Origin of the sequence: Amycolatopsis eburnea (assembly GCF_003937945.1) — a bacterium.
In the GTDB taxonomy this organism is placed as follows: Bacteria; Actinomycetota; Actinomycetes; order Mycobacteriales; family Pseudonocardiaceae; genus Amycolatopsis; species Amycolatopsis eburnea.
The window spans coordinates 79,840-102,595 of record NZ_RSEC01000062.1; the positions used below are offsets into that span (position 1 = coordinate 79,840).

At 71.4% G+C, this 22,756-nt stretch carries 25 protein-coding genes; 11 read left to right on the forward strand and 14 right to left on the reverse strand.

Going from position 1 to position 22,756, the window contains the following annotated elements:
• The 5 genes from EIY87_RS42535 (at position 1) to EIY87_RS42555 (ending at position 4,255) form a co-directional block, all read left to right on the forward strand.
• On the forward strand, positions 1–1,155 hold the full coding sequence (locus EIY87_RS42535) for an acyl-CoA dehydrogenase family protein (RefSeq protein WP_191984474.1): 1,155 nt from the start codon (positions 1–3) through the stop codon (positions 1,153–1,155).
• Positions 1,152–2,060, forward strand: a complete 909-nt coding sequence (locus tag EIY87_RS42540; protein WP_125315670.1) for a bifunctional MaoC family dehydratase N-terminal/OB-fold nucleic acid binding domain-containing protein — start codon at positions 1,152–1,154, stop codon at positions 2,058–2,060. Before EIY87_RS42535 ends, EIY87_RS42540 begins: the two co-directional genes overlap by 4 nt.
• A complete protein-coding gene (locus EIY87_RS42545) occupies positions 2,057–2,443 on the forward strand; it encodes a MaoC family dehydratase (RefSeq protein ID WP_125315671.1) in 387 nt (128 codons plus the stop codon). Before EIY87_RS42540 ends, EIY87_RS42545 begins: the two co-directional genes overlap by 4 nt.
• The gene (locus tag EIY87_RS42550; protein WP_125315672.1) at positions 2,440–3,609 is read left to right on the forward strand and encodes a lipid-transfer protein; all 1,170 of its coding nucleotides are present in this window, start codon (positions 2,440–2,442) and stop codon (positions 3,607–3,609) included. The genes EIY87_RS42545 and EIY87_RS42550 overlap by 4 nt, the downstream gene beginning before the upstream one ends.
• Before the next feature lie 88 nt (positions 3,610–3,697).
• Entirely contained in the window at positions 3,698–4,255 is a 558-nt protein-coding gene (locus EIY87_RS42555) for a DUF5134 domain-containing protein (protein ID WP_125315673.1), read from the forward strand.
• A gap of 90 nt (positions 4,256–4,345) precedes the next feature.
• On the opposite strand, the gene EIY87_RS42560 is transcribed toward EIY87_RS42555, so the two are convergent.
• Genes EIY87_RS42560 through kstD form a run of 6 tightly spaced genes read right to left on the reverse strand, consistent with a single transcriptional unit; the run spans position 4,346 to position 9,784 of the window.
• Positions 4,346–4,798 carry a riboflavin kinase gene (locus tag EIY87_RS42560; protein ID WP_125315674.1) on the reverse strand — a complete coding sequence of 151 codons (453 nt, stop codon included), beginning with the start codon at positions 4,796–4,798 and terminating at the stop codon, positions 4,346–4,348.
• Positions 4,799–4,854: 56 nt separating this feature from the next.
• On the reverse strand, positions 4,855–5,700 hold the full coding sequence (locus EIY87_RS42565; RefSeq protein ID WP_125315675.1) for a MaoC/PaaZ C-terminal domain-containing protein: 846 nt from the start codon (positions 5,698–5,700) through the stop codon (positions 4,855–4,857).
• Positions 5,701–5,708: 8 nt separating this feature from the next.
• Positions 5,709–6,740, reverse strand: coding sequence for a ferredoxin--NADP reductase (locus tag EIY87_RS42570; RefSeq protein WP_125315676.1), 1,032 nt, complete (start codon positions 6,738–6,740; stop codon positions 5,709–5,711).
• A complete protein-coding gene (locus EIY87_RS42575) occupies positions 6,733–6,990 on the reverse strand; it encodes a hypothetical protein (protein WP_125315677.1) in 258 nt (85 codons plus the stop codon). Before EIY87_RS42575 ends, EIY87_RS42570 begins: the two co-directional genes overlap by 8 nt.
• Positions 6,987–8,123, reverse strand: a complete 1,137-nt coding sequence (locus EIY87_RS42580) for a Rieske 2Fe-2S domain-containing protein (protein WP_125315678.1) — start codon at positions 8,121–8,123, stop codon at positions 6,987–6,989. Before EIY87_RS42580 ends, EIY87_RS42575 begins: the two co-directional genes overlap by 4 nt.
• Positions 8,120–9,784 carry a 3-oxosteroid 1-dehydrogenase gene (gene kstD / locus EIY87_RS42585; RefSeq protein ID WP_125315679.1) on the reverse strand — a complete coding sequence of 555 codons (1,665 nt, stop codon included), beginning with the start codon at positions 9,782–9,784 and terminating at the stop codon, positions 8,120–8,122. Before kstD ends, EIY87_RS42580 begins: the two co-directional genes overlap by 4 nt.
• 99 nt (positions 9,785–9,883) lie before the next feature.
• Between kstD and EIY87_RS42590 the strand changes: the two genes are divergently transcribed.
• From EIY87_RS42590 to EIY87_RS42615, 6 genes are all read left to right on the forward strand, one after another.
• Entirely contained in the window at positions 9,884–11,482 is a 1,599-nt protein-coding gene (locus tag EIY87_RS42590; RefSeq protein ID WP_125315680.1) for an FAD-binding protein, read from the forward strand.
• A gap of 27 nt (positions 11,483–11,509) precedes the next feature.
• Entirely contained in the window at positions 11,510–12,673 is a 1,164-nt protein-coding gene (gene hsaA / locus EIY87_RS42595; protein WP_125315681.1) for a 3-hydroxy-9,10-secoandrosta-1,3,5(10)-triene-9,17-dione monooxygenase oxygenase subunit, read from the forward strand.
• Positions 12,673–13,518 carry a 4,5:9,10-diseco-3-hydroxy-5,9,17-trioxoandrosta-1(10),2-diene-4-oate hydrolase gene (hsaD, locus tag EIY87_RS42600; RefSeq protein ID WP_125315682.1) on the forward strand — a complete coding sequence of 282 codons (846 nt, stop codon included), beginning with the start codon at positions 12,673–12,675 and terminating at the stop codon, positions 13,516–13,518. The genes hsaA and hsaD overlap by 1 nt, the downstream gene beginning before the upstream one ends.
• On the forward strand, positions 13,518–14,429 hold the full coding sequence (hsaC, locus tag EIY87_RS42605; RefSeq protein WP_125315683.1) for an iron-dependent extradiol dioxygenase HsaC: 912 nt from the start codon (positions 13,518–13,520) through the stop codon (positions 14,427–14,429). Before hsaD ends, hsaC begins: the two co-directional genes overlap by 1 nt.
• Entirely contained in the window at positions 14,426–14,965 is a 540-nt protein-coding gene (gene hsaB, locus EIY87_RS42610) for a 3-hydroxy-9,10-secoandrosta-1,3,5(10)-triene-9,17-dione monooxygenase reductase subunit (protein WP_125315684.1), read from the forward strand. The genes hsaC and hsaB overlap by 4 nt, the downstream gene beginning before the upstream one ends.
• Positions 14,966–15,145: 180 nt before the next feature.
• Complete coding sequence (locus tag EIY87_RS42615; protein WP_125315685.1) at positions 15,146–15,745, forward strand: Rv1733c family protein; 600 nt, start codon at positions 15,146–15,148, stop codon at positions 15,743–15,745.
• Here EIY87_RS42615 and EIY87_RS42620 read toward each other — a convergent pair whose 3' ends face one another.
• From EIY87_RS42620 to EIY87_RS42655, 8 genes are all read right to left on the reverse strand, one after another.
• On the reverse strand, positions 15,746–16,000 hold the full coding sequence (locus tag EIY87_RS42620) for a Smr/MutS family protein (protein WP_009075408.1): 255 nt from the start codon (positions 15,998–16,000) through the stop codon (positions 15,746–15,748). It lies immediately after the preceding gene.
• Positions 15,997–16,242 (reverse strand): hypothetical protein, encoded by a 246-nt coding sequence (locus tag EIY87_RS42625; protein ID WP_125315686.1) that lies wholly within the window; start codon positions 16,240–16,242, stop codon positions 15,997–15,999. Before EIY87_RS42625 ends, EIY87_RS42620 begins: the two co-directional genes overlap by 4 nt.
• Entirely contained in the window at positions 16,227–17,288 is a 1,062-nt protein-coding gene (locus EIY87_RS42630; protein ID WP_125315687.1) for an MBL fold metallo-hydrolase, read from the reverse strand. The genes EIY87_RS42625 and EIY87_RS42630 overlap by 16 nt, the downstream gene beginning before the upstream one ends.
• Before the next feature lie 10 nt (positions 17,289–17,298).
• Complete coding sequence (locus EIY87_RS42635; protein ID WP_125315688.1) at positions 17,299–18,318, reverse strand: fatty acid desaturase family protein; 1,020 nt, start codon at positions 18,316–18,318, stop codon at positions 17,299–17,301.
• Between the two features lie 184 nt (positions 18,319–18,502).
• Positions 18,503–20,860, reverse strand: a complete 2,358-nt coding sequence (locus EIY87_RS42640) for an ATP-binding cassette domain-containing protein (protein WP_125315689.1) — start codon at positions 20,858–20,860, stop codon at positions 18,503–18,505.
• A gap of 25 nt (positions 20,861–20,885) precedes the next feature.
• Entirely contained in the window at positions 20,886–21,299 is a 414-nt protein-coding gene (locus tag EIY87_RS42645; protein ID WP_125315690.1) for a VOC family protein, read from the reverse strand.
• Positions 21,300–21,304: 5 nt separating this feature from the next.
• The gene (locus tag EIY87_RS42650; RefSeq protein WP_125315691.1) at positions 21,305–21,556 is read right to left on the reverse strand and encodes a helix-turn-helix transcriptional regulator; all 252 of its coding nucleotides are present in this window, start codon (positions 21,554–21,556) and stop codon (positions 21,305–21,307) included.
• A complete protein-coding gene (locus tag EIY87_RS42655) occupies positions 21,547–22,743 on the reverse strand; it encodes an MFS transporter (RefSeq protein ID WP_125315692.1) in 1,197 nt (398 codons plus the stop codon). Before EIY87_RS42655 ends, EIY87_RS42650 begins: the two co-directional genes overlap by 10 nt.
• Between the last annotated feature and the right edge of the window lie 13 nt (positions 22,744–22,756).

Sequence of the window (22,756 nt, forward strand, 5' to 3'; positions counted from 1 at the left end):
ATGCACGTCGAACTGACCGCGGCGCAGAAGGACCTGCGCGCGGAGCTGCGGGAGTACTTCGCCGGGCTGATCAGCCCCGAGGAACGCCGCGAGATGCGGCGCGAGCGGCACGGGCCGGTGTTCCGCGAGATCGTCCGCCGGATGGGCCGCGACGGGCGGCTCGGCGTCGGCTGGCCGGAAGAGTACGGCGGGCAGGGCTTCGGCGAGATCGAGCAGCACCTGTTCGTCGACGAGGCCGCGCGCGCCGACGTCCAGCTGCCGTCGGTGACGCTGCAGACCGTCGGGCCGACGCTGCAGCAGTTCGGCACCGAGGAGCAGAAGTCCTTCTTCCTGCCGAAGATCCTGGCCGGGGAGATCCACTTCGCGATCGGCTACACCGAGCCGGAGGCGGGTACCGACCTCGCGGCGCTGCGGACGACCGCGGTGCGCGACGGCGACGAGTACGTCGTCAACGGCCAGAAGATCTTCACCACCGGCGGGCACGACGCCGACTACATCTGGCTCGCCGTGCGGACCGCGCCCGACGCGCCGCGGCACAAGGGCATCTCGATCCTCATCGTGGACACGAGCGACCCCGGCTATTCGTGGACGCCGATCATCACCTGCGACGGCGCCCACCACGTCAACGCGACGTACTATTCGGACGTCCGCGTGCCGGTGAACCGCCTGGTGGGCAAGGAAAACGAGGGCTGGCGGCTGATCACGACGCAGCTCAACCACGAGCGCGTCATGCTCGGGCCGGCCGGGCGGATCGGCGGGATGTACGACCGCGTGCGCGCCTGGGCCGCCGCCCACGACCTGCTCGACCTCGCCGACGTGCGGGCCGTGCTGGCCGAGGCGATGGCGGTGACGCGGGTGAACGAGCTGCTGAACTGGCAGGTCGCGGTGTCCTCGGCGACCGCGCCGGTCGGCGTCGGGGACGCGTCGGCGACCAAGGTGTTCAGTTCCGAGGCGATCCAGCGGATCGGCCGGAACCTCGAAGAGCTCGTCGCCCGCCACGGCGATCCGGCCGACCCGGACACCGCCGAGCTGGCCGACTGGCTGGACGTCTCCGCCAAGCGCAACATCGTGCTGACGTTCGGGGGCGGCGTCAGCGAAATCCAACGGGAGCTGATCGCCTCGATCGGCCTGGGTCTGCCGAGGGTGCCGCGATGACCATCCGGGAAGCCGCCGAAGAGATCGCCGCGCGCGGGGAATGCGCGCCGCGCCTGGCCAGGGACCCGGTCAACCAGGCCATGGTCAACAACTGGGTCGAGGCCATCGGGGACACCAACCCCGTCTACACCGACCCGGAGTTCGCCGCCGCGAGCGTCCACAAGGGACTGGTCGCGCCGCCGGCGATGGCGCAGGTGTGGACCATGGGCGGCCTGAACGTCCCGCGGGGGAGCGACGACCCGCTCGGGCTGATGATGGAACTGCTCGACGAAGCCGGGTACACCTCCGTCGTCGCGACGAACTCCGAGCAGACCTACCACCGCTACCTGCGCCCGGGCGAGCGGGTCGAGGCCCGGACGAAGCTCGAGGACGTCGTCGGGCCGAAGAAGACCGCGCTCGGCGAAGGCTGGTTCGTCACCACGCGGATGACCTGGTACGTCGAGGGTGAGGCCGTCGCGGAAATGATGTTCCGCGTCCTCAAGTTCCGGCCGCCCGCGCCGAAACCGCCGGCGGCGCCGGTGCTGCGGCCGGTGATCAGCCGGGACACGGAGTTCTTCTGGGAGGGGCTTCGCCAGGGCGAGCTGCGCATCCAGCGCTGGGGCGAGACGCTGCGGCACCCGCCCGGCCCGATGCCGCCGGACGGCGCGCTGGACACCAAGCCGGACTACGTCGTCGCGAGCGGCCGCGGGACGGTGTTCTCCTACGTCGTGCACCACCACCCGCCCGTGCCGGGCAAGGACCTCCCGTTCGTCGTGGCGCTGGTGGAGCTGGAAGAAGGGGTCCGCGTGATGGCGGAACTCCTGGACGCGGCGCCGGAGGAAGTCCACATCGGACTGCCGGTGACCGCCGCGTTCGTCCGGGTCGACGACGACCTGACCCTGCCCGCGTGGAAGATGGCTCGATGACCGTCGCCGAAGGAACCGAACTGCCGCCGCTGACGATCGAGGCGACGCCGACGTTCGTCGTCAGCACCGCGATCGCCACCCGCGACTTCCAGGACGTGCACCACGACCGGGACGCCGCGGTGGCGCGCGGCTCGAAGGACATCTTCCTCAACATCCTCACCGACACCGGACTGGTACAGCGGTTCGTCTCGGACTGGGCCGGGCCGGAGGCGCTCATCCGCTCGGTCAAGATCCGGCTCGGCGTGCCCTGCTACGCCTACGACACCTTGACCTTCACCGGCCGTGTGGTATCCGCCGACGGCAACGACGTCGTCGTGGCGGTGTCCGGAGTGGACTCACTCGGCGAGCACGTCGCCGGCACCGTGGAGGTGACCCTGCCGTGACGCTCCCGGGCAAGGCGGCCATCGCCGGCATCGGCGCCACGGAGTTCTCGAAGGACTCCGGGCGCAGCGAACTGCGGCTGGCCGCCGAATGCATCTCCCACGCGCTCGCCGACGCCGGGCTGTCGCCGTCCGATGTGGACGGACTGGTGTCGTTCACCATGGACGGCAACGCGGAAATCGCCGTGGCCCGGGAACTCGGCATCCCCGAACTGAAGTTCTTCAGCCGCATCCACTACGGCGGTGGCGCGGCGGCGGCGACCGTGCAGCAGGCCGCGATGGCGGTGGCGACTGGCGTCGCGGACGTCGTCGTCGCGTACCGGGCGTTCAACGAACGGTCGGGGATGCGGTTCGGCCAGGTGTCCTCGGCCGCGGCCGGGCAGGTGAACTCGTCCGGGGTGGACAACGCCTTCCACTACCCGATGGGCATCGCGACCCCGGCGGCGACCGTGGCCATGGTGGCGCGGCGCTACCTGCACGACTACGGCGCGACGAGCGAGGACTTCGGCCGCGTCGCGGTGCTCGACCGCAAGCACGCGGCGACCAACCCGAACGCGTGGTTCCACGAACGGCCGATCACCCTCGAGGAGCACCAGGCGTCGCGCTGGGTGGCCGAGCCGCTGCACCTGCTCGACTGCTGCCAGGAGAGCGACGGCGGGGTCGCGCTGGTCGTCACGAGCGTCGAGCGGGCCCGCGACCTGGCGCGGGCGCCGGCGGTGATCACCGCGGCGGCGCAGGGGAGCGGGCCGGACCAGTACGTGATGACCAGCTACTACCGCGACGACCTGGCCGCGCTGCCGGAGATGGGCGTCGTCGGGCGGCAGCTGTGGGCCCAGTCCGGGCTCGGACCGTCCGATGTGGACGTCGCGGTGCTGTACGACCACTTCACGCCGTACGTCCTGATGCAGCTGGAGGAGCTCGGCTTCTGCGGCCGCGGCGAGGCCAAGGACTTCATCGCCGGCGGCGCGCTGGAGCTCGACGGCTCGCTGCCGCTCAACCCGCACGGCGGGCAGCTCGGCGAGGCCTACATCCACGGCATGAACGGCATCGCGGAAGGCGTCCGGCAGATCCGCGGCACGGCGGTCAACCAGGTCACCGGCGCGGCCCGGGTGCTGGTCACGGCGGGAACGGGCGTGCCGACGAGCGGACTCATCCTGACGGGTGACTGAGGCGTCACCTCATTGACGGCTGGTGCGCGGCCGTCGCGGGTGTCACGGTGGAGGTACCACCCGCGACGGAGAGTGAGGCCGACTGGCGATGGTCGTCGACTGGGCGCTCACGGCCGCGTTCGCGGCGCTGGCGCTGCCGTGCGTGCTGCGGCTGGTCCGCCTCGACTACACGCGGCTGGGCCACGGCGTCCGCCACGGCGACCTGGCCGAGCTGCTGCTGGTCGTGGCGATGGTGGCGATGGTCTCCCCGGTCGGCGGCCCGATCCCGGCGGCGGGCTGGCAGGCGGTGCTGGCGCTGACGGCGGGCTGGTTCGCGGTGGCCTGGTGGCGGGACCGCTCCTGCGCCCACCACGCCCTGTCGGCGGCGGCGATGTTCTACATGGTGACGGCGATGCCCCACGCGAGCACGCACGGCCCGTGGCTGACCATGTCCACAATGGACGCCCGGCTGGCCCTGCCGCTGCTCGCCGTGGCGGCGGCAGGCTACTTCGTGGCCGACGCGGCCCGCACGGGAGTCGTCGTGGTCCGCGGGCCGGCCTCCCGCCCGGTCCCCGGCGTGGCCGGCTCCGGGCACACTTCGCGCGCGCTCTGCCGGGCGGCGATGGGTGCCGGGATGGGCTACCTGCTCCTCGCCTCGGCCCTCTGACACCCTCCCCGGCGCCGCCCCAAGGTCTTGAATGAGTCATTCAGGTCTTCGGAGGTCCTGAATGAGTCATTCAAGACACCGGGTGCGGGCTCAGGTGGTGAGGCGGCGGACCTCGCCGAGGGGGCTCTCGTCGACCGGCGGGAGCGAGGTGGCGGGGTGCGCGAGGGTCCACTGGGTCGCCGTCGCGATGTCGTTCTTCAACGCCGTGATCAGGTCCTCCGCCGAAGAGTACTTCTCCTGGTCGCGCAGGTGGGAGCCGAGCCACACCACCAGCGTCTCGCCGTAGAGGTCGCCGGTGAACTCGAGCAGGTGGGCCTCCAGCAGGCGGTAGCCGTCCGCGCCGTAGTACGTCGGGCGGCGGCCGACCGAGACCGCGGCCGGGACGTGGGTGCCGTCCGCGCGGCGGACCCAGCCGGCCCAGACGCCGTCGCCCAGCGAGCCGTCCTGGTCGCGCAGGGCGATGTTGGCCGTGGGAAAGCCCAGCTCACGGCCGCGCTTGTCGCCCGATTCGACCGTTCCCCGCACCACGAAGTATTCCGGCATCGCGTTCCGTCCTCCCGAGTCGCTCCCCTCCACGGTAGCGGGCGCGCGGACGGCGTTCAGAGCGTGGACAGCACCGTGTCCGCCAGCACCGGGGCGTCGTCGCGGTCGGCCGCCGACGTCGTCACCAGCAGCCGGCCGTCCTCGCGCCACACCCGGATCCGCAGCGTCTCGCCGGGGAAGACCACGCCGGCGAACTTCGTCGCGAACGACGCCACGCGGGCCGGGTCGCCGTCGAGGAACTCGTTCACCAGCACCCGCGCGACGATCCCGTACGTGCACAGCCCGTGCAGGATCGGCCGGTCGAACCCGGCAGCACGGGCGAACTCGGGGTCGGCGTGCAGCGGGTTGCGGTCGCCGCACAGCCGGTACAGCAGCGCCTGCTGCGGCAGCGTCGGCGTCTCGAGCACAACGTCGGGTTCACGAGCAGGCCATTCGACGCGGTCCGACGGGCCCCGCGAGCCGCCGAACCCGCCTTCGCCGCGGGCGAAGATGCTCGACCGGGCCGTCCACAATGGATCGCCGGACGACGACGTGACCGAGACCTCCTGGACGACCACCGCGGCCTTGCCCTTGTCGTACACGTCCGCGACGCGCGAGCGGGCCACGGCCTTGCCCGAAGCCGGGATCGGCCCGTGCAGGGTGATCTCCTGCTTGCCGTGCAGCACCTTCGCCAGGTCGATCTCCACGCCGGGGAACGACACCGCCGGCGGGTCGAACACGCGCAGGTTGGCCGCGACCGTCGCGAACGTCGGCAGCACCACCAGGTCCCGCTCGTAGGTGTAGCGCAGCTCGTCGGGCCCCGCACCCAGCGCCAGGTGGTACAGCAGCACGTCCGACGCCGTCCAGGCGAAGCTCACCTCGCCGATCTCGGCGCCGATCGCGACGTCGGGGTTGATGGGCACGCGGGCTCCTATTCGTAGCTGATCGAGACGTCGTCGGTGACCGGGAGCGACTGGCAGGCCAGCACGATGCCGTCCGCCATGTCCTCGGCGTCGAGGACCTCGTTGTGCAGCATCTTCACCTCGCCCGAGACGACCCGGCACGCGCACGCGCTGCATTGTCCCTCGCGGCAGGAGTACGGCGCGTCCATGCCCGCGTCCAGCAGGTGGTCCAGCAGCTTCCGCTGCCGCGGCCAGGACATCGTCCGCGTCGAACCGTCGAGCGACACCGTCAGCGACGCCGGTGCGTCGTCCGACTCGGGAGCCTCCTCGGCGGGGACTTCTTCGAACGGGTTCCCGGTGAGCGACGTGAACTTCTCGACGTGCACCCGGTCCCGCGGCACCCCGAGCTGCCCGAGTGCCTCCCGCACAGCCGCCATGAACGGCGCGGGCCCGCACAGGAACGCCTCGTGCGAGGTGTACGCCGACGCCAGCCCGCGCAGCTGCGCGACGTCCGGCAGGCCCTGGACGCTCTCCAGCCAGTGCACGACGACCAAGCGGTCGCCGTAGCGCTTCGCCAGCGACGCCAGCTCGCCCGCGAAGATGACGGAATTCTCGTCGCGGTTCGCGTAGACCAGCACGACCCGGCCGGATCCGGTCTCCAGCGCCGTTTTCAGGATCGCCATCACCGGCGTGATGCCGCTGCCGCCGGCGAAGAGCAGGAAGTCCTCGTCCACCGACGCCGGGCAGAACACGCCCGCCGGCGCGAGCACGTCCACCTGCATCCCCGGCTCCAGCGCCGAGCACACCCAGCCCGACCCGTAGCCGCCGTCGGTGCGCTTGACCGTCACCTGCACGCGGTTTTCGTGCGGCGCGCTCGAGAGCGAGTAGCACCGCGCCACCGAACCGGTCCGGTCGCTGGGGATCTTCAACGTCAGGAACTGCCCGGCCCGGTAGGCGAAAGCCGAAGCGTGCTCGGGCGGGACCTCGAAGACCACCGACCGCGCGTCCGGTGTCTCGACGACGACGTCGGCGACGGTCAGCGTGTAGACCCGCTCAGCCATCGGCCACCGCCAGCGTGCCCTCGCGCACGGCGTCGCCGATGCTGTCGGCCAGCTTCGGGCACGTGTCGAGCAGCGCCGACGGGCCGTCCGCGTCCGCGAACACCGGGCAGCTGTCGGCGGGCCGGGACGTCCACTGGATGCTCGTGTGCTGGATGCTGTTCTTCTTCACCAGCACGCACGTCCCGCAGCTGCGGCACTCGTGCGGCCGCAGCCCGCCCGAAAGGAACTCGGCCTGCTCGGCGGTGGTCACACTTCCGCCTCGGTCTTCCGGCGCGCCAGGTTCTCCGCCACCTCGGCCGCCCACGCCTCGTTCGCCTTCGAAGTGTCCACTTCGAACTCGAAGCGCCGGGTCATGTCCTCGGTGACGTCGGCCGCGTCGACGTAGAACTGCTGGTACCACCGGCGAAGCTGGTAGACCGGACCGTCCTCTTCGCACAGCAGCGGGTTGTCGATCTGCGTCTTGTGCTTCCAGATCTCGACGTCCTGCAGGAACCCGGCGCCGATCCCGCGGGCCAGCTTCGCGGCGATCTTGTCGGCGTGCTCGTCGGTGAGCCCGTGCTGCTTCTTGACCTTCATGCCGTACTGCAGCACGAACGACGTCGGCGTCACGGGGTAGTGGCAGTTGATGAGCACGCTCTCGATTTCGTAGCCCTGGAACGAGTTCACCAGCTTGTTGATCATGTAGGACGGCCCGAAGTACGACGCCTCCGAGCGCAGCAGGTTGTCCTCGCCGCCGTAGTTGGACGCCATGCCCACGTCCGGGCGGCCCTTGGTGTTGAGGTACTGCGTGGCGATGTGGCCTTCGAAGACGTTCTTGAAGTACGTCGGGTAGGCGTAGTGGATGTAGAAGAAGTGGGCCATGTCGACGACGTTGTCGATGATCTCCCGGCAGTTGGAGCCGTCGATGAAGATCTCGTCCCAGGTCCAGTTGCTCCACTCGTCGCTGTAGGCGGCCTCGATCCGCGGGATGGCCAGCTCTTCCGGCGGCGGGTTGCCCTCGGGGTCGTGCCAGAGCATCAGCTGGCCGTTCTGCTCCGAGACCGTCCACGACCGCGTCCGCGCGCGCAGCGGAACCCGCTTGGCGTAGGGGATCGAGACGCACTTGCCCTTGCCGTTCCAGCGCCAGTCGTGGAACGGGCACGCGACCTCGTCGCCCTTGACGCTGCCCTGGGTGAGGTCGCCGCCCATGTGCCGGCAGTAGCCGTCGAGGACGTTCAACTCTCCGTGAGAGTCGGCGAACACGACGAGCTTCGTGCCGAACGCCGTGACCGCGTGGGGTTTCCCGTCGCGGAACCGCTCGGCCAGGCCGAGGCAGTGCCAGCCGCGGGCGAACCGGGCCGGCGGCTCACCGGCGTAGATCGTGCGTACGGACTCCTGCGTCATCGCTCGCCTCCCGTGGTGCCCTGATCTTCGTTGGCCAGCCGCGTCGCCGCAAGGTAGCCGAACACCATGGCCGGGCCGATGGTCGCGCCCGGCCCGGCGTAGGTCCGGCCCATCACGGCCGCGCTGACGTTGCCCGCGGCGGACAGCCCGGGCACCACCGAGCCGTCCTCGCGCAGCACGCGCGCGTGTTCGTCGGTGCGCAGCCCGCCCTTGGTGCCCAGGTCGCCCGGCACGATCTTCACCGCGTAGTACGGCGCCTTGTCGAGCGGGCCGAGGCTGGGGTTGGGCTTGTTGCGCGGGTCCCCGTAGTAGTGGTCGTACTTGCTGACGCCGCGGTGGAAGTCCTCGTCGACGCCGGTGCGCGCGAAGCCGTTGAACCGCCGGACGGTCGCTTCGAGCGCGTCGGCGGGCACCTCGATCTTCGCCGCCAGCCCGGCCAGCGTCGCCGACTTCGCCGCGATCCCGGCCTTGAACCAGCGGCCGGGCAGCGGCTGGCGCGGCCCGATGCCGGTGAACATGTACCGGTCCTTGTAGCGCTGGTCGAACACCAGCCAGGTCGGGATGTGCTCGCCGGGCCCGTCGCCCTCGCCGTACATCGCGTGCACGGCCTCGACGTACGGCGCGGACTCGTTGACGAACCGCTCGCCGCGCGCGTCGACCATGATGCTGCGCGGCCGCGACCGCTCGGCGAGCGCGAACCACGGGCCGCCGGTCAGCGGCAGCGACGGCCCCCACCAGGCGTCGTCCATCAGGTCGAGCGCGGCGCCGAGCTGGATGCCGGCGGTGATGCCGTCGCCGGTGTTGGCGGCCGCGCCGACGGTCCAGTCGACGCCGATCGGCGCGCGCTGGTACTTCTCGCGCATCTCGAGGTTCTGCTCGAACCCGCCGCTGGCGAGGATCACCCCGCGCCGGGCCCCGACGACCCCGTCCGGGGTCACGACGCCGGTGACGCGGTCGGCTTCGACCCGCAGGTCGACCAGCGGCGTGTTCAGCCGTACTTCGACGCCCGCCCTGGTCAGGCCCACCCGGAGCCCGGCCGCAAGCGCTTGCCCCATGCTCAGCAGCCGCTGCCCGCGGAGCTTCCCGACCAGCCACTGGCGGCCCAGCGACAGCAGCCGGACACTCCCGCGGGGGTGCCGCGCGAGGAGGCTCAGCCAGCGGTAGTCGGCCTGGGTGATCGGCACGCCGAGCGGGGGAGCGCTGTACGGCGGTTCGAGGTGGGCCAGCTCGGCGCCGAGCAGCTTGCCGTCGAAGGCCATCGGCTCGACCGAGCGCCCGCCGGGCCGCCCGCCGGGGGCCTCGGGGTGGTAGTCGCTGTAGTCGCGGACCCAGCGGAACTTCAGCGGCGTGTGGTCGCAGACGAACTTCAGCACCTCGGGCCCGTGGTCGAGGAACGTGTCGCGCCGGACGGCCGGGACGACGTCGCCGACGATCGAGGCCAGGTACTCGCGCGCCCGCTCCGGGGGTTCGTCGATCCCGGCGGCGCGCAGCGCGTGGTTGCCCGGCAGCCAGACCCCGCCGCCGGAGCGCGCGGTCGAACCGCCGAAGCAGGCCGCCTTCTCCAGGACGACGACGCTCAGACCGTGGTGAGCCGCGGCCAGCGCGGCGGTCATCCCGGCGGCGCCACTGCCGACCACGACGACGTCGAACTGCTCCGTCATGCCACCTCACCTGTAACGTGTTCCACGAAATGAGTATCCAGTTGGGAGCCGCTTCGGCAACCATAGACGAGAACGTGTTTCAGTTCTAGGGTACCGACCATGGACGAACTCGTCGCGGACGTCATCATCGTGGGGTTCGGCGCGGCCGGCGCGTGCGCGGCCCTCGAAGCGGCCGACGCGGGCGCCGACGTCGTCATCGTCGAGCGGTTCGCCGGTGGCGGTGCCAGCGCGGTCAGCGGGGGCGTGGTCTACGCGGGCGGCGGGACCGCCCAGCAGCGGGACGCGGGCGTCGACGACTCGGTCGACGCGATGTACGCCTACCTGCGGCTCGAGACCGGGGACGTCGTCGCCGGGGAGACGCTGCGGCGGTTCTGCGAAGGCAGCCGCGAGATGATCACCTGGCTGGAGGGCAACGGCGTGCCGTTCGAAGGCAGCCTGTGCCCGTACAAGACGTCGTACCCCAGCGACGCCCACTACCTGTACTACTCCGGCAGCGAGGCCGCCGGCGGCTTCCGCGACGCGGCGAAGCCCGCGCCTCGCGGCCATCGGGTCAAGGGGCCCGGGACCTCGGGGAAGATGCTGATGACGCGGCTCAAGGAGGCCGTGCGCCGTCGCGGGATCCGGGTGCTGACCCAGACGCACGTCCGGCGCCTCGTGCGGGAGGACGGCCGGGTCACCGGGCTCGTCGCCGACACGTTGCAGAACGCGCCCGCGGGAGTCAAAGCCCGGCATCAACGGCTCGCGCGGTACGCCGCGAAGCCCGGGATCTACGTACCTTCGCTGCGCAAGTCGCTGCATCGCCGCGTCGAACGGATCGAGCGCGCCCACGGCCGTGAGCTGCGGATCACCGCCCGGCGCGGGGTCGTGCTGGCCGCGGGCGGCTTCATCGCGAACCGCGAGATGGTGCGCGAGCACGCCCCGAAGTACCGCGGCGGGCTGGCGCTCGGCACGTCCGCCGACAACGGCTCGGGCATCCGTCTCGGCGTCGAGGCCGGGGCCGCGACCGGCGAACTCGGCCGGATCTCCGCGTGGCGGTTCATCACGCCGCCCAGCGCGTTCCTCGGCGGGATCATCGTCGACGCCGGGGGCGGGCGGGTCATCGACGAGTCCCGCTACGGCGCCGCGGTCGGCGAGAAGCTCATCGAAGAGCACGGGAGCAAGGGCTGGCTGCTCGTCGACGCGCCGATCGTGGCGGAGGCGCGGCGTGACACGAAGGCGCAGAGCCAGTGGTTCCAAGGCCTTCAGCTGCGCTACCTGCTGCGGCGCGGCCGCGTGACCGGGGCGACGGTCGAGGAGGCCGCGCGCAAGGCCGGGGTCGATCCTCAGGGACTGCGGGCGAGCGTCGAGGCCTACCACGGCGCTTCGGACCCGGCCGGCAAGCCGGACGAGTTCCGGCGGCGCCTGGAGACGCCGCCGTTCTCGCTGATCGACATCTCGGTGCGGCCCAACCTGGGGTACCCGACGCCGATGCTCACCCTCGGCGGCCTGGTGGTGGACGAGGACACCGGCGCGGTCCGCGACACCGCGGGGGCGCCGATCCCGGGCCTGTACGCCGCCGGCCGCACCGCGGTGGGAATCTGTTCCAGGTCCTACGTGAGCGGTCTGTCCCTGGCCGACTGCGTGTTTTCCGGCCGCAGGGCGGGGATCAACAGTGCCCTGGCGCAGGGTGTTCTCGACAAAAACGAGAACGTGTTCTAGTCTTTGGCGGTGAGCGAAGGAGTGCGCATGAGCGAGCAGGTGATCGCCGGGGTCCGGGACCTCCTGCCGGTCCTGCGGGAACGGGCCCAGGACACCGAGGACGCGCGGAACGTCCCCGAGGAGTCCGTCAAGGCCCTGCAGGAGACCGGGTTCTTCAAGATGCTGCAGCCGAAGTCCTTCGGCGGCCTCGAAACCGACCCGGTGAGCTTCTACACCGCGGTCAAGCTGATCGCGAGCGCGTGCGGGTCCACCGGCTGGGTCGCCTCCATCCTCGGCGTCCACCCGTGGCACGTGGCGCTGTTCGACGCACAGGCGCAGCAGGAGGTCTGGGGCGACGACGAGGACGTGCGGATCTCGTCGTCGTACGCGCCGATGGGCAAGGCCGAGGTCGTCGACGGCGGCTACCGGCTGTCCGGCCGCTGGAGCTTCTCCTCCGGCTCCGGCCACTGCACGTGGGTGCTGCTCGGGGGACCGGCGTTCAAGGACGGGAAACCGGTCGACTTCTGCACCTACCTGCTGCCGATCGCGGACTACACCATCGTGGACGTCTGGGACACCGTCGGCCTGCGCGGCACCGGCTCGAACGACATCGTCGTCGAGGACGTCTTCGTCCCGCAGCACCGGGCGCTCAGCTTCATCGCGACGTCGAAGTGCAAGGTGCCGGGCCAGGCGATCAACCCCGGCCCGCTGTACCGGCTGCCCTACGGCTCGGTGCACCCGTCCACGATCACCGCGCCGATCATCGGCATGGCCCAAGGCGCCTACGACGCCCACGTCGAGCACCAGCGCAAGCGCGTGCGGGCCGCGTACGCCGGTGAACAGTCCAAAGAGGACCCGTTCGCCAAGGTGCGGATCGCCGAGGCGGCCAGCGAGATCGACGCCGCGTGGCTGCAGCTGACGCGCAACATCCAGGAGCTGTACGAACTCGCCGAGCGCGAGGAGCGGCTGCCCGCGGACCTGCGGCTGCGCGTCCGGCGCGACCAGGTGCGCGGCACCGAGCGCGCGATCGCCGCGATCGACCGGCTCTTCGAGAACTCCGGCGGCCGCGCGATCCAGCGCGGCACGCCGATCCAGCGCTTCTGGCGCGACGCGCACGCGGGCCGGGTCCACGCGGCCAACGACGCCGAGCGCGCGTACGTCATGTTCGGCACCGGCGCCTTCGGGCTCCCCGTCGAGAACGCGATGTACTGATGGCCGCGCCCGAAGGCAAGTACGTCCAAGCCGGTTCGCTGAAGCTGCACTACCACGAGGCCGGCGCCGAGCACGCCGAGACGGTGATCCTGCTGCACGGCGGCGGGCCCGGCGCGTCGGCGTGGAGCAACTTCGGGCGCAACCTGCCGGAGTTCGCCAAGCACTACCGGACGATCGCCGTCGACCAGCCCGGCTTCGGCCGGTCGGACAAGCCCACCGAGCACCCGCAGTACTTCCGGCACAGCGCGGACGCCGTCGCCGGGCTGATGGACGCGCTGGGCATCGAGCGCGCCCACTTCGTCGGCAACTCCCTCGGCGGCGGCGCGGCGGTGCGGTTCGCGTTGAACCACGGCAAACGCGCGGGACGCCTGGTGCTGATGGGGCCGGGCGGGCTGAGCGTCAACCTGTTCGCGCCCGACCCCACCGAAGGCGTGAAGAACCTCGGCAAGTTCGGCGCGAAGCCGAGCCGCGAGCGGATGGAAGCGTTCCTGCGCATCATGGTCCACGACCAGGCGCTGATCACCGACGAGCTGATCGACGAACGCTTCGCCGCGGCGAACACCCCGGACTCCCTGGCGGCGATGCGGGCGATGGGGAAGTCGTTCGCCCACCCCGAAACCTACGAAGAAGGCATGCTCTGGCGCGAAGCCCACCGCCTCCGCCAGCGCGTGCTCCTGATCTGGGGCCGCGAAGACCGCGTCAACCCGCTGGACGGCGCTTTGGTGGCCCTGAAGACGATTCCGCGCGCGCAGCTGCACGTGTTCGGCGGCTGCGGGCACTGGGCCCAGCTGGAGAAGTTCGACGAGTTCAACCGGCTGGCCCTCGACTTCCTCGGGAGTTCCTGATGGGCATCCGGTCACTGGGCTACCTCCGCATCGAGGCCACCGACATGGCCGCGTGGCGCGAGTACGGGCTCAAGGTGCTCGGCATGGTCGAAGGCAGCGGCGCCGACCCGGACGCGCTCTACCTGCGCATGGACGACTTCCCCGCGCGCCTGGTGATCTCGCCCGGGTCCGCGGACCGGTTGGCCGTCACGGGCTGGGAGGCGGCCAACGCCGGTGAGCTGGCCGAGATCCGGTCGCGGCTGGACAGTGCGGCGGTGCCGTACAAGGAAGGCACGCCGGAGGAACTGGCCGACCGGCGCGTCGACGAGCTGATCAGCTTCGACGACCCGTCCGGCAACACCCAGGAGGTGTTCCACGGCGTCGCGCTGCAGCACCGGCGGGTGGTGAGCCCGTACGGCCACAAGTTCGTCACCGGCGAGCAGGGCCTCGGTCACGTCGTCTTGTCCACAAAGGACGACGAGGCGTCACTGCGGTTCTACCGCGACGTCCTCGGCTTCCGGCTGCGCGACTCGATGCGCCTGCCGCCGCAGCTGGTCGGGCGTCCGGCCGACGGGCCACCCGCGTGGCTGCGGTTCTTCGGCTGCAACCCGCGCCACCACAGCCTGGCGTTCCTGCCGATGCCGACGCCGTCCGGGATCGTGCACCTGATGGTGGAGGTCGAGAACACCGACGACGTCGGCCTGTGCCTCGACCGCGCGATCCGGCGCAAGGTACCGATGTCGGCCACGCTCGGCCGGCACGTCAACGACCTGATGCTGTCGTTCTACATGAAGACCCCCGGCGGCTTCGACGTCGAGTTCGGCTGCGAAGGCCGCCAAGTCGACGACGACAACTGGATCGCCCGCGAGAGCACGGCGGTCTCGCTGTGGGGCCACGACTTCTCGGTCGGCGCGCGACCCCCGGGCGCATGACTTCCGTGGCGGTCGACCAGACCGAGTTCCGCAGCGTGCTCGGGCACTTCTGCACCGGCGTCACGGTGGTCACCGGCCGCGACGGCGACACCCTCGCCGGGTTCGCCTGCCAGTCGTTCGCGGCGCTGTCGCTGGACCCGCCGCTGGTGCTGTTCTGCCCGGCCCGCACCTCGCGGACGTGGCCGGTGCTGGCCGCGGCCGGGCGGTTCGCGGTCAACGTGCTGGCCGAGGACCAGCAGGAGATCAGCGCGGTGTTCGGCGCGCGGGGCGAGGACAAGTTCGCCCGGGTCGGCTGGACGCCGGCACCGTCCGGCGCGCCGCTGCTCGACGGCGCGCTGACCTGGATCGACTGCGCTCTGGAGGCCGTGCACGAGGCCGGGGACCACTACGTGGTGATCGGCCGGGTGACGGCGCTGGGCGCGCCGTCCGACGCGCGGCCGCTGCTGTTCCACCGGGGCAGGTACGCGGTGACGGAACCGGCCCAGGACGCGCTGGCGGCGCTGATGCCGTGGCCGCGTCCGGACGACTGGCTCTGAGCAGCCGTCGTCCGCTCGCGATCGCTCACGCACTGTGGTCGGCGATCGCGGCGAGTTAGCGCGACCGGGTGGTTGTGCACGGGTTCACAGGTGGGCCGCATCCCATTTACGAGAGAAAGCCAAGCCTCTGCGCGCACACTGTTATCGAGATGACGTTTACCGGGAGGGAGTGAGTCGCGCATGCGCAGGCCCAGCGGACGGATCGCCCGGTTCCGGCGCCGGTTGCACCCCGGGCGCAACCCGCTGGCGCGGACCGGCGACCGGCTCGAGTCCCTCCTGCTGCTCCTGGTGATCGCGGGGGCGTTCCTGGCCGTGCCGTTCGCGGCGGCGTTCGGCTCCGACACCTACGCGGCGCAGACCGTCCGCGCCGAGCAGGAGCGCGCGACCCGCCACCCGGCGACGGCGGTGTCCCTCGCCGCGGCGCCCAGCCAGACCTACAGCACCGACGGCGCCGGCGCCCCGGCCGACCAGACGACGGTCCAGGCCGCCTGGTTCGACGCGCGCGGCGCCCGCCACACCGGCGATGTCCTCGCCGACGCGGGCAGCCCGGCGGGCACCCGCGTGTCCGTGTGGCTCGACCAGCACGGCGAGCTGACGAGCGAGCCGCTGTCCCCGGCCACCTCGGCGGCCGACGGCGTCTTCGCGGCGATCCTGCTGTGGGTCGCGATCACGGGCTCCCTGGCAGGCCTCTACGGCGCCGGCCGCTTCGTCCTGAGCCGCCTGCACGCGGCGGCGTGGGACCGCGCGTGGGCCGAAGCCCGGCACGACAGCCGCTTCTGATCACTTCCAGCGGAAGTGCACGAACACCCGGCCGAAGTTGTCCTTGTCCTTCTCGACCCGGTGGTACAGCGCCTTGACGTCCTTGCGCTCGAGGAACCGCAGGACGTGCTTCTTCAGCTGCCCCGACCCCTTGCCCGGGATGATCTCCACCAGCGGCGCCTTCTTGGCCACGGCCTCGTCGATGACCGCGCGCAGCGCCCGGTCGATTTCGCCGCCGCGGTTGTAGATGTCGTGCAGGTCCAGCTTGAGCTTCACACGCGCTCCCGTGCTCGGCGGGCCGCCCGCCGCCGCTGCGGCCGGTCGGTCTCGCGCCCATCCTCGCCCGTGGTGACCGCGCGCAGGTCGACGTGCTGGACCACCGCGGATTCCGCCATCACCCGATCGGGGTCGGTCAGCACCGCGCGGACCAGGTCTGGCTCGTCGGCGTCGGTGACGTTGGCGAACTCGAGCAGGTAGCGCGCGTACCGCTCGTGTTCGCCGGTCACAGCGCCTGCCACCAGCCGTCCACCGGCGGGGGCGCGGTGACGTCGATGCGCTCGCCCGGGCGGGGGATCGCCAGCGGCAGGTCGGCCGCCTTCGCTTCGCGCCACACGCGGTCCGCCGGCTCGCCCCACGGGTGCATCGCCAGCTGGAACGTCGCCCAGTGCACCGGGACCAGCAGCTTCGCCCGCACGTCGAGCCCCGCCGCGACGCCTTCCTCCGGCGTCATGTGGATGTCCGGCCAGTGCGGGGCGTACGCGCCGACCTGGATCAGGGCCGCGTCGAACGGGCCGTGCTCCTCGCCGATCTTCGCGAAGCCGTCGAAGTACCCGGTGTCGCCGCTGTAGAACACCCGGTGCGCGGGGCCGAGCAGCGCCCACGACGTCCAGAGCGTGCTGTCGTTGGAGATGCCGCGGCCGGAGAAGTGCTGGGCCGGCGTCGCGACGAACCGGACGCCCGCCACCGTGGCCTCTTCGTGCCAGTCCAGCTCGATGATCCGGGCCGCCGGGACGCGCCAGCGTTCGAGGTGCGCGCCCACGCCGAGCGGCACCAGGAACGGCGCCGTCGTCGACGCGACCAGCGCGCGGACGGTCGCCAGGTCCAGGTGGTCGTAGTGGTCGTGCGAGATGACCACCGCGTCGATCCGGCCGAGGCCCGACAACGGCACCGGCGGCTCGTGCAGCCGCCGCGGGCCGGTGAACGCCGCTGGCGAGACCCGCTCGCTCCACACCGGGTCCAGCAGGACGCGGGCGCCGTCGAGCTCGACCAGCGCGGACGCGTGGCCGTACCAGGTCAGGTGCGCGCCCTCGGCGGACTCGACCGGCGCGGCCGCGACCAGCGGGACCGCCCCGCCCGGTTTGCGCAGTTCGCGGTGCTCGCCGAAGAACATCTCGCGGAAGATGGTCCGCATCGCCGCCGCCGTCATCGGGTGCCGCGGGGCGGCGTTGCGGAACACCTTCCCGTCGAACTGCGGCGACGAGCGCACCCGCTCGGCCCGCGCCCCGGCCGCCTTCGCGCCGAACGCCGCCGGCAGGTCGCGCAGCCCCGCGATCGTCTTCCTCATGGTTCCGAGTCTACGAACGGTTCCTGAGAGGCGCCCCAGCTTCATGCAGGTGGGTGAGCGCCTGCCGGTAGGACTCGGCCAGGCTCGTCTGCAGGTAGGGGACGCCGAGCTCGGCGCAGTAGGCCTGGACGATCGGCTGCGCCCGCCGCAGGTGCGGCGAGGGCATGCTCGGGAACAGGTGGTGCTCGATCTGGTAGTTGAGGCCGCCGAGCGCGACGTCGGTGACGAGGCCGCCGCGGACGTTGCGCGAGGTCAGCACCTGCTTGCGCAGGAAGTCCAGCTCGGCGGGCCCGGTCAGCGTCGGCATGCCCTTGTGGTTCGGCGCGAAGATCGATCCCATGTAGACACCCCAGAGTCCTTGGTGGACGGCGAAGAACAGCACCGCCATGCCGGGGGAGAGCACGGTGAACAGCGCGCTGAAGTAGAGGAGGTGGTGCACCGCGAGCAACGCGGCCTCGGTGCCGCGGCGGCGCAGGCCGGGTTTGCGCACCGCGCGGATCCCCGACCAGTGCAGGTTCAGGCCCTCGAGGGTGAGCAGCGGGAAGAACAGGAACGCCTGGTACCGCCCGATGAACCGGGGCACTGGCCCGAGATCCGCGCGAGCCTGGTCCTTCGACCACACCAGGATGTCCGGGTCGACGTCCGGGTCGAGCTCCTCGTGGTTCGGGTTGGCGTGGTGGCGGGTGTGCTTGTCCATCCACCAGCCGTAGCTCATCCCGATCCCGAGGTTCCCGGCGAGCATCCCGGCGATCTCGGTGGGACGGCGGCGCCGGAACACCTGCTTGTGCGCGAGGTCGTGGGAGAGCAACGCGATCTGGCCGAACAGGAAGGCCTGGAAGACGGCGACACCGAGCTGCCACCAGGAGTTCCCGAGCAGCGCGAAGGCCACCCACCCGGCGGCGAACAGCCCGGCGACGACGGTGGTCCTCGCGACGTAGTAACCGGGACGGCGCGCCAGCAGCCCGGCGGCGGAGATGCGGCGGCTCAGCCGGGCGAAGTCGCTGCCGACGAGGTTTTCTGTGGTGGTCACCCGGCCGAGTCTTCGCGCCGCGGGCCCGCGGCGGAATCCGGTGCGCCTCCGGCACTTTCGGGGGGCCAGCCCTACCGGCCGCGCTGGTATACGAGCGCCCCAATGTGGCGTTGGTTGCGTCCAGCGCACCCAATGTGGCGTTCGGTGCGTCCAACGCACCGAACGCCACATTGGGGCGCTTCGGTCAGGCGATGTACTCCGCCAGGTGCCGGCCCGTCAGGGTTTTCTTCCGGGCCTTCACCAGCTGCGCCGGCGTGCCCTCGAACACGATCTTCCCGCCGTCGTGTCCCGCGCCCGGGCCGAGGTCGATGATCCAGTCCGCGTGGGCCATCACCGCCTGGTGGTGCTCGATCACGATCACCGACTTGCCCGACTCCACCAGCCGGTCCAGCAGGCCGAGCAGCTGCTCGACGTCGGCCAGGTGCAGGCCCGCCGTCGGCTCGTCGAGGACGTAGATCCCGCCCTGTTCCGCCATGTGCGTCGCCAGCTTGATGCGCTGCCGCTCGCCGCCCGAGAGCGTCGTCAGGGGCTGGCCGAGCGTCAGGTAGCCGAGGCCGACGTCGGAGAGGTGGGTCAGGATCTTGTGCGCCGCCGGGGTTTTCGCGTCGCCGTCGGCGAAGAACTCCAGCGCCTCCGCGACCGACATCCCGAGGACCTCGCTGATGTCGCGGCCGCCGAACGTGTACTCCAGCACCTCGGCCGAGAACCGCTTGCCGTCGCAGACTTCGCACGGGGTCGAGGTGCCGGCCATGATGCCGAGGTCGGTGTAGACGACTCCGGCGCCGTTGCAGTTCGGGCAGGCGCCCTCGGAGTTGGCGCTGAACAACGCCGGCTTGACGCCGTTGGCCTTGGCGAAGGCCTTGCGGATCGGCTCCAGCAGCCCGGTGTAGGTGGCCGGGTTGCTGCGGCGCGAACCGCGGATGCCGGTCTGGTCCACCGTCACCACGCCCTCACCGCCGGACACCGACCCGTGGATCAGGGAGCTCTTGCCCGAGCCCGCCACGCCGGTCACGACGACCAGCACGCCGAGCGGGATGTCGACGTCGACGTCCTGGAGGTTGTGCGTCGAAGCCCCGCGCACCTCCAGCACGCCCGACGGCGAGCGCACCGACGACTTCAGCGACGCGCGGTCGTCGAGGTGGCGCCCGGTCAGCGTCCCGCTCTTGCGCAGACCGTCCACAGTGCCCTCGAAGACCACCTCGCCGCCCGCGGAGCCGGCCCCCGGCCCGAGGTCGACGACGTGGTCGGCGATCGCGATCGCCTCCGGCTTGTGCTCGACGACCAGCACCGTGTTGCCCTTGTCCCGCAGCTGCAGCAGCAGCTCGTTCATCCGCGCGATGTCGTGCGGGTGCAGCCCGATCGTCGGCTCGTCGAAGACGTAGGTGACGTCGGTCAGCGACGACCCGAGGTGGCGGATCATCTTGGTGCGCTGGGCTTCCCCGCCCGACAGCGTCCCGGATGGACGGTCGAGCGAGAGGTAGCCGAGGCCGATCTCGACGAACGAGTCGAGTGTGTGCTTCAGCGCGTCCAGCAGCGGCGCGACCGACGGCTCCGAGAGCTTCCCGACCCACGCGGCGAGGTCGCTGATCTGCATCTCGCACGCGTCGGCGATGCTGAGCCCGTCGATCTTCGACGACCGCGCCTCTTCCGAAAGCCTTGTCCCGCCGCAGTCCGGGCAGGTCTGGAACGTCACCGCCCGCTCGACGAACGCGCGGATGTGCGGCTGCATCGAGTCGACGTCCTTGGACAGCATGGACTTCTGGATCGCCGGCACCAGCCCGGTGTAGGTGAGGTTGATGCCGTCGACCTTGATCTTGGTCGGCTCCTTGTACACCAGGTCGGCGAACTGCTTCTTGGTGTACTTCTTGATCGGCTTGTCCGGGTCGAAGAAGCCGGAGCCGCGGAAGATGCGGCCGTACCAGCCTTCCATGCTGTAGCCCGGGATGGTGATCGCGCCTTCGTTGAGCGACTTGTTCTCGTCGAACAGCGCGGTGAGGTCGATGTCGTTGACCTTGCCGCGGCCCTCGCAGCGCGGGCACATGCCGCCGGTGATGCTGAAGCTGCGGCGCTCCTTGATCCGGCGCCCGCCCTTTTCGATGGTCACCGCGCCCGCGCCGCTGATCGAGGCGACGTTGAAGGAAAACGCCTGCGGCGAACCGATGTGCGGCGTGCCGAGCCTGCTGAACAGGATGCGCAGCATCGCGTTCGCGTCGGTCGCGGTGCCGACGGTGGAGTGCGGGTTCGCGCCCATCCGCTCCTGGTCGACGATGATCGCGGTGGTGATCCCGTCGAGCACGTCGACGTCGGGCCGGGCCAGCGTCGGCATGAACCCCTGCACGAAGGTGCTGTAGGTCTCGTTGATCAGCCGCTGCGACTCGGCCGCGATCGTGCTGAACACCAGGGAGCTCTTGCCGGAGCCGGAGACCCCGGTGAACACCGTCAGCCGCCGCTTCGGCAGTTCGACGCTGACGTCCTTGAGGTTGTTCACGCGGGCGCCGTGCACGCGGATCAGGTCGTGGCTGTCGGCGGTGGGCTTGCTCATCGGGGTTCTCCAGCTTTCGGTGGGTTCAGCGCACTTCTTGGATGCGGACGAGGTTGCCCGCGGGGTCGCGGAAGGAGCAGTCGCGGATGCCCCACGGCTGGTCGGTCGGCTCCTGGACGACTTCGGCGGAGCCGGCCTGCACCCGCTCGAAGGTGCCGTCGAGGTCGTCGGTGGCCAGGTTGACCGCCGCGAAGGTGCCCTTGGCCATCATTTCCGTGATGGTACGGCGTTCTTCGTCGGACAGGCCCGCGTACGCGGCGCCGGTCGGCTGCAGGACGAGCGCGGTGTCGGGCTGGCCCGGGAGGCCGATCGTCAGCCAGTGCTGGCCGCCGTAGTCGACGTCGTTGCGCACTTCGAAACCGAGCGTGTCGCGGTAGAAAGCGAGCGACGCTTCGTGGTCGTGGTGGGGGAGGAACGTCTGGTGAATGGTGAGGTTCATGGGAATCACGCTACTTTCGCCGGCGCGGGGCGGGCTTCTCGATTCCTGATCGCTTCGGCGGCCCGCCGGTATTCGTGCGGGGAAAGGCCGTAAGCGTCCTGGAACCGGCGGACGAAGAGCGCGACGGGCAGATCCACCTCGCGCGCCAGCGTTTCGACGTCGAGCGGCGATTCGCGGTCGAGGCGATCGCGGACGCGGCGCAGCAGCGCCAATTCGGCCAGGTGCTTCCGCGCGGCGGCGGCGAGGCTCAGGCACATGTCGGTTCCCTTTCCGGGGTGCGGCCGAGCACCGCCCGGGCCGCGATCGGGAGCAGCAGGAGGGTCAGCACGCCGGACAGGACCAGCCCGCCGGAACTGCCGGCCAGCTCGATCAGCGGCCCGCCCAGCGCCAGGCCCAGCGGGGCGGCGACGGTCGCGCCGGTCGTCCAGAGCGTGACGACCGGCTGCTGTTCGGCCGGGGCCAGCCCGGCTTGGAGGAAGCTGTAGGCGACCGGGGTGAACGGCGCGTACACCAGCCCGCCCAGGCCGAAGACGACCAGCGCCACGGTCAGGTCGCCGGTCAGCGCGAGGCCGATCGGGCACAGCGCCCACAGCCCGATGATCGCGACCAGCAGCGGCCGCTGCGGCAGGTTCCGCAGCCGTCCGACGAGCGCGGCCCCGACGAACGCGCCGGCGCCGAGCGCGCCCCACAGCCAGCCCAGGCCGGTCGCGCCCGCGTGCAGCGTCCCGCTCACGTAGAGCGGGAGGGCCACTTCGACGGGCATGTAGAGGAAGTTGAAGAAGAACTCGACCACGAGCAGCCGCGCGGCCACTGGACGGCGGCGCAGGATCCGCCAGCCCGAGCTTTCCGGCCGGGCCGGCGCTTCGGCGGGCTGGGGGACGCACGCGAGGGTGGCCGCCAGCAGGACCAGCGCGCCGCACGCGTCCAGGAACAGCGCGAGGCTCGCGCCCGCGGTGGCCACGACGATCCCGCCGAGCACCGGCCCGGCGATGTAGAGCGCGAACGTCGTGTTCAGCCCGAGCAGGCCGTTGACCGAGAACCGGCCGGCCTCGCCCGCGGCGGCCGTCGCCAGCACCCGGCGGCTGCTCGCCCCGGCCAGCCGGAACGTCGCGCCGAAGAAGAGCCCGGCGAGCAGCACCGGCAGGGTCAGCGAGCCGGTGGCGGCCAGCACCCCGAGCGCGGTGAACGTCAGCGACCGCAGCACGCAGTCGGCGACCAGGAGCGTCCGCGGCGGCACGCGCACCCGGCCCAGCCCGATGGCCAGCGCCAGCGCGGTGGACAGCACGAACGGCGCCGCCTCGACGAGCCCGACGGCGATCGCCTTCGGCACGCCGCCGGGCAGGGACAGCGTCTGCACCGGCATGGCGACCAGCAGCATGCCGGTGCCGACGCCGGCCAGGAGATCCCCCAGGAGCAGCCCGGCGATCCGCCGGTCGCGCAGCACCTCGCGGTAGCCG

Bases quoted from the DNA above. Each gene is read 5' to 3' on its own strand.
- EIY87_RS42570 (WP_125315676.1), bottom strand. From the start codon at position 6,740: ATGGCTGAGCGGGTCTACACGCTGACCGTCGCCGACGTCGTCGTCGAG.
- EIY87_RS42560 (WP_125315674.1), bottom strand. From the start codon at position 4,798: ATGCCGGAATACTTCGTGGTGCGGGGAACGGTCGAATCGGGCGACAAG.
- EIY87_RS42545 (WP_125315671.1), top strand. From the start codon at position 2,057: ATGACCGTCGCCGAAGGAACCGAACTGCCGCCGCTGACGATCGAGGCG.
- EIY87_RS42590 (WP_125315680.1), top strand. From the start codon at position 9,884: ATGGACGAACTCGTCGCGGACGTCATCATCGTGGGGTTCGGCGCGGCC.
- EIY87_RS42630 (WP_125315687.1), bottom strand. From the start codon at position 17,288: ATGAGGAAGACGATCGCGGGGCTGCGCGACCTGCCGGCGGCGTTCGGC.
- hsaD (WP_125315682.1), top strand. From the start codon at position 12,673: ATGGCCGCGCCCGAAGGCAAGTACGTCCAAGCCGGTTCGCTGAAGCTG.
- EIY87_RS42645 (WP_125315690.1), bottom strand. From the start codon at position 21,299: ATGAACCTCACCATTCACCAGACGTTCCTCCCCCACCACGACCACGAA.
- hsaA (WP_125315681.1), top strand. From the start codon at position 11,510: ATGAGCGAGCAGGTGATCGCCGGGGTCCGGGACCTCCTGCCGGTCCTG.
- EIY87_RS42535 (WP_191984474.1), top strand. From the start codon at position 1: ATGCACGTCGAACTGACCGCGGCGCAGAAGGACCTGCGCGCGGAGCTG.
- EIY87_RS42615 (WP_125315685.1), top strand. From the start codon at position 15,146: ATGCGCAGGCCCAGCGGACGGATCGCCCGGTTCCGGCGCCGGTTGCAC.
- EIY87_RS42540 (WP_125315670.1), top strand. From the start codon at position 1,152: ATGACCATCCGGGAAGCCGCCGAAGAGATCGCCGCGCGCGGGGAATGC.
- EIY87_RS42580 (WP_125315678.1), bottom strand. From the start codon at position 8,123: ATGACGCAGGAGTCCGTACGCACGATCTACGCCGGTGAGCCGCCGGCC.
- EIY87_RS42555 (WP_125315673.1), top strand. From the start codon at position 3,698: ATGGTCGTCGACTGGGCGCTCACGGCCGCGTTCGCGGCGCTGGCGCTG.
- EIY87_RS42640 (WP_125315689.1), bottom strand. From the start codon at position 20,860: ATGAGCAAGCCCACCGCCGACAGCCACGACCTGATCCGCGTGCACGGC.
- EIY87_RS42650 (WP_125315691.1), bottom strand. From the start codon at position 21,556: ATGTGCCTGAGCCTCGCCGCCGCCGCGCGGAAGCACCTGGCCGAATTG.
- hsaB (WP_125315684.1), top strand. From the start codon at position 14,426: ATGACTTCCGTGGCGGTCGACCAGACCGAGTTCCGCAGCGTGCTCGGG.
- kstD (WP_125315679.1), bottom strand. From the start codon at position 9,784: ATGACGGAGCAGTTCGACGTCGTCGTGGTCGGCAGTGGCGCCGCCGGG.
- hsaC (WP_125315683.1), top strand. From the start codon at position 13,518: ATGGGCATCCGGTCACTGGGCTACCTCCGCATCGAGGCCACCGACATG.